Source organism: Acinetobacter sp. UBA5934, from assembly GCF_002430855.1.
GTDB lineage: Bacteria > Pseudomonadota > Gammaproteobacteria > Pseudomonadales > Moraxellaceae > Acinetobacter.
The window spans coordinates 1-8453 of record NZ_DJDC01000091.1 but is presented as its reverse complement, the minus strand read 5'-3'; the positions used below and the strand labels follow the sequence as shown (position 1 = coordinate 8453).

The 8453-nt window shown below is 40.4% G+C and carries 9 protein-coding genes and 1 pseudogene; 3 read left to right on the top strand and 7 right to left on the bottom strand.

Going from position 1 to position 8453, the window contains the following annotated elements; translation table 11 throughout:
• Together B2Y23_RS06515 and B2Y23_RS06510 are read left to right on the top strand one after the other, a co-directional pair.
• Nucleotides 1-174: pseudogene (locus tag B2Y23_RS06515) on the top strand (twitching motility protein PilT); the annotation flags it as partial.
• Between the two features lie 26 nt (nucleotides 175-200).
• Nucleotides 201-1322, top strand: coding sequence for a PilT/PilU family type 4a pilus ATPase (locus B2Y23_RS06510; protein ID WP_291357502.1), 1122 nt, complete (start codon nucleotides 201-203; stop codon nucleotides 1320-1322).
• An 87-nt stretch (nucleotides 1323-1409) separates the two neighbouring features.
• Here the strand turns inward: B2Y23_RS06510 and fur are convergent, their stop codons facing one another.
• Nucleotides 1410-1847, bottom strand: coding sequence for a ferric iron uptake transcriptional regulator (gene fur, locus B2Y23_RS06505; RefSeq protein ID WP_291357500.1), 438 nt, complete (start codon nucleotides 1845-1847; stop codon nucleotides 1410-1412).
• A gap of 112 nt (nucleotides 1848-1959) precedes the next feature.
• Between fur and B2Y23_RS06500 the strand changes: the two genes are divergently transcribed.
• The gene (locus B2Y23_RS06500) at nucleotides 1960-2358 is read left to right on the top strand and encodes an outer membrane protein assembly factor BamE (protein ID WP_291357498.1); all 399 of its coding nucleotides are present in this window, start codon (nucleotides 1960-1962) and stop codon (nucleotides 2356-2358) included.
• 45 nt (nucleotides 2359-2403) lie between these two features.
• Here B2Y23_RS06500 and B2Y23_RS06495 read toward each other — a convergent pair whose 3' ends face one another.
• The 6 genes from B2Y23_RS06495 to B2Y23_RS06470 all read right to left on the bottom strand — a co-directional run bounded on the left by B2Y23_RS06495 (nucleotide 2404) and on the right by B2Y23_RS06470 (nucleotide 8200).
• Nucleotides 2404-2727 carry an RnfH family protein gene (locus B2Y23_RS06495; protein WP_291357496.1) on the bottom strand — a complete coding sequence of 108 codons (324 nt, stop codon included), beginning with the start codon at nucleotides 2725-2727 and terminating at the stop codon, nucleotides 2404-2406.
• Nucleotides 2727-3809 (bottom strand): hypothetical protein, encoded by a 1083-nt coding sequence (locus tag B2Y23_RS06490; RefSeq protein ID WP_291369758.1) that lies wholly within the window; start codon nucleotides 3807-3809, stop codon nucleotides 2727-2729. The genes B2Y23_RS06495 and B2Y23_RS06490 overlap by 1 nt, the downstream gene beginning before the upstream one ends.
• A gap of 141 nt (nucleotides 3810-3950) precedes the next feature.
• On the bottom strand, nucleotides 3951-4406 hold the full coding sequence (locus B2Y23_RS06485) for a bacteriohemerythrin (RefSeq protein ID WP_291357492.1): 456 nt from the start codon (nucleotides 4404-4406) through the stop codon (nucleotides 3951-3953).
• Between the two features lie 416 nt (nucleotides 4407-4822).
• The gene (locus B2Y23_RS06480; protein ID WP_291369756.1) at nucleotides 4823-5671 is read right to left on the bottom strand and encodes a class II glutamine amidotransferase; all 849 of its coding nucleotides are present in this window, start codon (nucleotides 5669-5671) and stop codon (nucleotides 4823-4825) included.
• A 194-nt stretch (nucleotides 5672-5865) separates the two neighbouring features.
• Nucleotides 5866-6765, bottom strand: coding sequence for an acetylglutamate kinase (gene argB, locus B2Y23_RS06475; RefSeq protein WP_291369754.1), 900 nt, complete (start codon nucleotides 6763-6765; stop codon nucleotides 5866-5868).
• 10 nt (nucleotides 6766-6775) lie between these two features.
• Entirely contained in the window at nucleotides 6776-8200 is a 1425-nt protein-coding gene (locus B2Y23_RS06470) for a phosphomannomutase/phosphoglucomutase (protein WP_291369752.1), read from the bottom strand.
• Nucleotides 8201-8453: the final 253 nt, after the last annotated feature.

Sequence of the window (8453 nt, the reverse complement as noted above, 5' to 3'; positions counted from 1 at the left end):
ATCCGTAACCTGATCCGTGAAAACAAAGTGGCGCAAATGTATTCTGCCATTCAAACCGGTGCCAACTACGGCATGACCACACTTGATCAAAGCTTAAAAACCTTGGTTTCAAAAGGCGTGATCAGTCCGCAAACTGCCCGCACAATGGCGAAACAACCAGAATCATTCCTATAAGTTGAAAACGGATTGGGGTTCTTATTATGGATTTTAATGACTTGCTCAATTTGATGGTTCAACAACAGGCATCAGACTTGTTTATTACGGCTGATGTTGAACCATCCATGAAAATTAATGGTCAGATTGTACCTATTGCAAAAACCAAACTGACTGGCGAAGTTGTGGGACAGCTTTTAAACTCGATTATGAGTGATAAGCAGCGTAAAGAATTTGCCGAAACACGCGAATGTAACTTCGCCATCAATAACCGAGATAAAACAGCGCGTTTCCGTGTCAGCGCATTTCAACAGCGCGATCAGCCAGGTATGGTGCTTCGTCGTATTGAAACCGTGATTCCAACCATGGATGACCTCAAGTTACCGCCTATTTTAAAAGAACTGGCGATGACCAAACGTGGCATCATCATTTTTGTTGGTGCAACGGGTACCGGTAAATCGACCTCTTTGGCGTCAATTATTGGTTACCGCAACCAGAATTCTAAAGGTCATATCATCACCATTGAAGACCCGATCGAATTCATTCATGAACATGCGGGCTGTATTATTACCCAGCGTGAAGTCGGAATTGATACGGACACTTTTGAAATCGCGTTGAAAAATACCCTGCGTCAAGCACCCGACGTAATTCTGATTGGTGAGATTCGTTCACGTGAAACCATGGATTATGCCATTGCCTTTGCCGAAACCGGTCACCTGGTTTTTGCCACCCTGCACGCCAACAATGCCAACCAGGCGATTGACCGTATTATTCACTTCTTTGAAGCTGACCGTCATAGCCAGTTATTTATGGACTTGTCGCTTAATTTAAAAGCAGTGGTTGCGCAGCAGTTGATTCCAACCGTGGACGGCAATTCACGTCGTGCTGCAATTGAAATCCTGATCAACTCACCTTTAATTTCTGACCTGATCCGTAAAGGGGATGTGCACGAAATTAAGGATTTGATGAAACGTTCACGTGAACTGGGCATGCAAACCTTTGACCAAGCCTTGTTTGACTTGTATAAAGCCAAGCAGATTACCTATAAAGATGCATTGAAACACGCCGATTCACCAAACGATCTGCGTTTGCAAATCAAGTTGTCTGAAGAAGGTGGTGATCGCTTAATGCGTGCCAGTTCAAATATTACCTTTGATGGCCAGGCTTAATCCTGGGACTAAAATGCGAATCTAATATATAAAAAAAAAACAGGCTTCAAATGAAGCCTGTTTTTTTTTACTGATTCTAAGTCAGTGTTATTTTTTACGTAATGCTTCCTGGCATTCAGCTGCATCGCAATAACCATAAAGATTTAAAGAGTGACCGGTTAAAGTGAAACCGAACTTTTCAGCCACTTCATGTTGCTGATGTTCAATCACGTCATTGGTGAATTCAACCACCTTATTGCAGTTCTGGCAGACAATATGATCGTGGTGATCTTCTTGCATAATTTCGAAAACTGAATGATTATTTTCAAAATGATGACGTTGAATAATACCCGCAGCTTCAAACTGTGTTAACACGCGGTACACAGTTGCTAAACCGACATCTTCACCCTGTTCAAGTAGAGTCTTATAAATATCTTCTGCGCTTAAATGATGTTGTCTTGAATTTTCTAATAATTCCAATATTTTTATTCGTGGAAGCGTAACTTTAAGTCCAGCTTTGCGTAAATCTTGATTTGAAATAGGCATGTAAAAGGGTCTCTCAACAAATTTAAAGTTGGAATATGCAACAAAGTTAAGATGCAGTATGATCTATCCGTGGATCAAATGCATCATAATTAATTTGGGATAGTGTAGCAAAATGCAAAAAATCATGTTGACGTTATTCGTCACTTCACTGCTCGCAGGCTGTTCGACCTTGGGCGTTTATAAAGTTGATATTCCCCAAGGGACACCATTAACTCAAGCACAAGCATCAAAAATTCAAGTCGGTATGAGCCACCAACAAGTTCGCTTTTTGCTGGGCAGCCCTACAGTAACCGATCCAATGAATCCTTTACGTTGGGACTACATCTATAACTATATCCCAGGAACTTATGCTAAAAAAGCCAACATTCCTGCAGCCCATGGTCAACATTTAAGAATTTACTTCGATCAAACCGGTACTGTCATCAAAATTGAAGGCCTGGAAACTATTCCAGAGTCTCAACCCGGCTTACCTGGCTCAAAAGAAGCGATTTTAACTGCGCCACCACTATAGCGGCTTTAAAATAAAAATAAACCCCTCATTGAGGGGTTTTTCTTGTTACTTCAATTGTTTAAAGCGATTTCCGCGACAATAACGTCCTACCGGGTTTGCTGCTGCACGGTTGCGTCGAATATCCTTCGGATTGATAGTTAGCGGACGATAAATCTCGACACGGTCACCAGCTTGCAAGAGGTGATGCAGATCTTTCAAACGCACACCAAAAATTCCCAAAGCAAGCGGTTCTGCCAAGTCAACTTGTGCCCGAATACCACTTTGTTCAATTGCTTCTAGAGCAGTCATTCCTTGCTGAAAAGGCACTGCAATATGAAACTGTTGCTTCGGAGCCGCATAGGCGACCCAAACCTGTTGTGTTTCACTCATTAGAACAATTGCCCAATGATTGCGATCATCGCCAAGATAATCGAAATGGGTAATACCACACGCACAGCAATACGCCATAAGTTATAAAATAACTCATTGCTGAAATTCATCGATTTACGCAGATGACTAATCTTCATGATCCATCCGGCAAAAATGGCATAGATCAGGCAGATAACTAAGCCCCAAAGCATCAGCACGCTATTAAACACTGGACTGATGGCTGGAATGACCCAAACCAATACCGCGACCAAAATAATCAGCCATTGAATCACGATATTTAACTGACGCTGCAACAACTGCTCACGCACCATTTGCAATAACAATGCCGCGGTGCTCACCACTGCAATAACAAAAGCATAACTCGGAATTTGCGCATTGGCCGCAAAGAAACCGAAAGCAATCACGGCGAGTAACTGGGCAATCCAGATCGGCAATACGGTTTTGCTTGCAGCATCTTGCTGTTGAACAGTTGCCAGACTACTTTGCCAGTACAAGCCCATACCTAGACCGCTGGCCACCAATGCCAGTACAGTTGCACTGCCCCACTCGCTAAATTCAACCGGGGTCACATGCCAAGCAGGTAAAGCAGTTCCCATCACATTGGCCAGAATTAAAGAAGCAAAAACCCCTATTACAGTTAAAAACAGAATAATTTTTCGTGGTGCAAATGAAAGTAAAATTGCAGCAATAGCTAAGCCAATAAATAAAAACTGAGGTGCAATTCCATTACCGGCAAAATGCCCAAGTAACTGGCTCGCATTGGACAGCATCCCTCCGGCCAAGAAAGGAATAAACACTACGGCCAACCAGCCTACGATACGCCATTTTTGCGACGCATCAGCATCACGCGTCAAGCTGGACAAAGCATTTAAAGCTGTGGTTTTAGAGCGCTTTGCCAAAGCAATTTCTAAATAGCAGATCGGTAAGGCCAAAATAAGCATGGTCGCTAACCATAACAGCCAAAAATCAAGCTGGCGATCAAGCTGAATTCCTACCATCGGTGCTAATGTGGCAATGATAATAAAAGATAAGCAAAATGCCATCAGCGCTGATAGCCATCGTGTCATAGCATTGTCCTGCATGATGCGTTCCTAAAAAAAGTCTGTCGCTATTTTGCCTTTGTCATAGGGGAAAATCAAAAAGAAAAAGCAAACCATCATGCCTAATGATTTGCCGCGCAGGATTATTATCTTTTTTTAATTATTGTTATCTCGTTTAACGTGTTATGAGAAAAAACGAGCAAACCAGTTTTTGCCTTTTTTCTGTTCTTTTTCTTTAATAAGGCCGATCATGTTTTCTTTTACGGCACCGACATAATCAGCATCATCGTGCTGAATATGATTAATCAGCCATTTTGAAAGTACTTCATGTAACTCTGTTTCAATCGCCTGTCCCATTTCAAAACGGTCACGGTATGATTCAATCTTTTTAATAAATAAATCATGCACACGCTTATGCGGAACCCGATATTTATAACCTGCTTCTTCTTGTAATGACTCTTCAAAGGTAAAATGTGATTGAGTATAATCAATAATATTTTCAAGAATCTGTTTAATACGGGCCCGATCGGTAGTTTCAGAACAATCTTGAATTTCATTAATATAATCAAGAATTCGTTTATGCTGATCGTCAATCACATCGATACCAGTATTATATTCTGGAACCCATTTCATTTTCATTACGACCACCCTATAAATATAAATAATTAATCACATAAATTAATAATATATTGATATTCAACAAATAAAAATGAACTAAAATAGTCGGCTTTCAAGGTTTTTTCTTATCAATTTCATAACCATTTGATATGTATTTATTTATATATAAACTCCGACCAAAAAGATAAAGTATTTTTTAACCATAATTATTAAAAAAATATGCTTTATTCAAGCGTTTATATAATTTTATAAACTATAATTTTTAAATTCATTTTTTAATTATACTCAAAAAATATAGTACGATTATATAAAAATATCTAACAGCCCGAAAGATTAAAATCTGGCAATAAAATTTTAAAATACTTCAACTCATCATAAATAATAAAGCCAGATATTCATCTATCTGGCTCTAATTCTTCATCTCAAGTACTGTGCAATTAATATTGATCAGCCTTGGTGATTCGTTTTAATGTCGGATCTAATCGTTCACGTTCTAGACGCTCAATATGGGTCAATTGATGTCGAACAGGTCGACCATCCCGAAATAAAATCATCTCTCCTGGCACAAAAGCGGTCCAAGTTTCATTTTGGGTTAAAGGTTCTGTGGTAATCACAGCCACACGATCTTCTGGTGTCGTTACCTGACTGAAATCAACTTCTACATCCAGATCAATCAGTTGTGCCGGTTTGAAAGGATATTCCCTTACCAGCCAATGGAGTTTGGTGATGGCATAAGTAAACAGCGCCTGAACATTCGATAAGCAGAAATTGAATGTTCCGTGTTCGGCTATTTTAGGAGATATTTCTGTTAATAAATCAAAAATTTGATCAAGCTTGGGTTCATGATAACCAAATTTCAGCACCAATTGATCTAGCAGAAAACAGAACGCACGTTCGCTATCGGTATTGCCTACCGGAGTAAATCGACCGGATAAAGTCGGGTTAAAGTCATGTAAATCACCATTATGGGCAAAAATCCATTGTCGTCCCCAAAGCTCACGGCTGAAGGGATGTGAATTTTCCAAATTAATTTTGCCTTGTGTGGCCTTACGGATATGCGCAATCACATTGCGTGATTTAATGGGGTAATTCCGGATCAGCTCGGCAATCGGAGATTCAACTGCGGATTGATTATCGACAAAAAGTCGGCAGGCTTTATCTTCAAAAAAAGCAATGCCAAAACCATCGCAGTGGTCGGATGTAACGCCGGCACGTTGAGAAAAGCCCCGAAACGAAAAAGTTACATCCGTGGGCGTAGCACAATTCATTCCGAGCAACTGGCACATAATTTTGATCAAACAGCAAATACATGATTTTTCTATTTTGCATACTCAACAGGCCAATGTAAATCTCAATTCACGCTAGTCATTACGATTTTATGGATAAGGAAAATAAGGTTTTGATCAGCATCAAATTAAACTGGTGAAAATAGCAGCCACAAAAAAAGCCTCACAACGGAGGCTTTTTTAAAAATCAAGGCTTAATGCTTGGCACGGTTGGTAATTAACGTACCTACCCCATGATCGGTAAAAATTTCCAGCAAGGTGGCATGTGGAACACGTCCATCTACAATATGCGCGCTGACCACACCGCCTTTAACAGCATCCAGTGCACAGCCCACTTTAGGAATCATGCCGCCATAGATCACACCGGTTTCAATCAAACGATCGACTTCCTGAGTAGTTAAACCCGTCAGCAGATTTTTATTTTCATCTAGTACGCCGCTAATATTGGTCAGAAGTATGAGTTTTTCTGCACCTAAGGCTTCAGCGACTTTACCTGCAACTAAATCGGCATTGATATTGTAGGTATTACCTTCATCATCTACACCTAAGGGTGCAATCACAGGAATGAAATCGCTATTCGTGAACATTTCAAGCACGTCAGTTTTTACACCAATGACTTCACCGACCAGACCCAAATCAATCTGCTTGACTGTGCCGTCTTCAGCGGTTTTCTCCATCAACAGCTTTTGTGCGCGTAGCAAATTGCCATCTTTACCGGTTAAACCAATAGCACGACCACCATGTTGATTAATCAGATTCACGATGGATTTATTCACGCTACCACCCAAAACCATTTCAACCACTTCCATGGTGGCAGGATCAGTCACGCGCATACCATCAATACGGTCAGATTCACGCCCCAACTGTTTCAGGAAGGAATCAACCTGAGGACCGCCACCATGCACCACAATTGGATTTAAGCCGACCGTTTTTAACAATACAATGTCACGTGCGAACGAGCTTTCCAGCTCTGGATCGGTCATTGCGTTGCCACCATACTTTACTACTAGCGTCTTACCTGCAAAACGTTGAATATACGGCAAAGCTTCTGTCAAAATTTGTGCTTTGTCGATGCCAGTATGCTGATGTGGCATTCGCCTCTCCTTATTGAGCATCTAAAATGTCTTGTGCGATTTGAGGATATCGGTCACTTAACATGGAAACAAATGTATGTCGAATAGCGTTTAATCTTACCGGATTATCTGCATCAAACCGTACTGTAAAATATTCGCCGGTATTCGATGCCCGAATAATGCCAAATCCATCTTCAAAATCAAGTCGTACGCCATCAATTTTACTCAATTGTGCATTCAAATCATGACTTTTTAATTCAACATCCTGTAATACAGCTGCCGGCTCTTCCCTATGGGTACTAATATAGAGATCTTCAGTGCAATAACGTTCCGGATAAGCCTTTAAGGCTTGGGATAAGGTTAAATCAGCTTGCTGGCTGAGATATTCAAGTATGCGTAATGCAGCATATAAACCATCATCATAGCCAAAACCACGCCCATCATTAAACACATAATGACCTGCGTATTCTCCACCAAATACAGCTTTACCTTGCGAATTTGCGATATAGGTTCGTAAAAAAGAGCTTCCGGTACGGATCATTTTGGCCTGTCCACCTAAATGACGAACAGTATTGCCCACCATGGTCGAACATTTGACATCATAAACCACTTCATGACCTGGATGCGTTTTCAGGCACATTTCTGAAAATAACGACAACAACCGATCTGCGGAAATTATTGTGCCATGTTCATCAATCAAAACCAGTCGGTCGCCATCACCGTCCAGTGCAATACCAATATCGGCTTGCTGTTCAAGTACGGCTTGTTTTAATTCCGACAGATGCTTCTCTTGTGAAGGATCAGGTGCATGGTCAGGAAAATGACCATCGGCTTCACAGCGGATAGCGGTCAGTTCACAGCCCATTTTTTTGAGCACTAAAGCCGCACAGCGTCCGGCTGAACCATTCAATCCGTCCAGGACTACCTTAAATGGTCGCTTTAACTGGATATCGCTTAATAAAGCATGTTGATATTCAAGGCAATATTTAACTATAACTTCATGTTGAATGGGATCAATATGTATTTTTTCTTCTGGAGCAAAAACCGAACATGCAGCTAAAGCTACTTGTTGAATCTGTTCTGGACAAGGCGGCTCGCCCTGAATAACCCACTTCACGCCATTATCTGTTTTTGGATTATGGCTGGCAGTGAGCATTATGCCGTTACCCTCAAATTGACGTGCAATAAAATACAATAACGGAGTCGAACAGCAACCAATAATAGTGGCTTGCAAGCCTTTTTCTTCACATACTTGTCGGATAATTTCTGCATATTGAGGACTGGTTAAACGCGCGTCATAACCAATGGCCAATTGGGTTTGTCCTTGTTTTTGATATTGAATCACCAATCCATAGGCAATGGCTTTGACAAGTTCCGGTGTCAAAAGCGATATTTTTCCACGAATATCATAGGCACGAAAAATTTGTGCAGGGAATTTTTTATTTTCAAAATTCATGATGACATCTTCTACTTAGAGTAGCCATAAGAAGGAAATCTTATGGAATATTGGATTAGGTCAGTATTCACAACCAGTGCATCATCTTAAAGGAAAAGATGAGCATTTTAAAAGAATTTCATCGTTTTAATCAAAGGCAGAATTGTGTTTTCTTCTTTTAAAAAAACAGCTTATTTCTTTGAAAGATAAATATTTTATAAGATATAAAAGATTTAAACCTATCAATAGTTTTGATTTAACAACCATCTATATA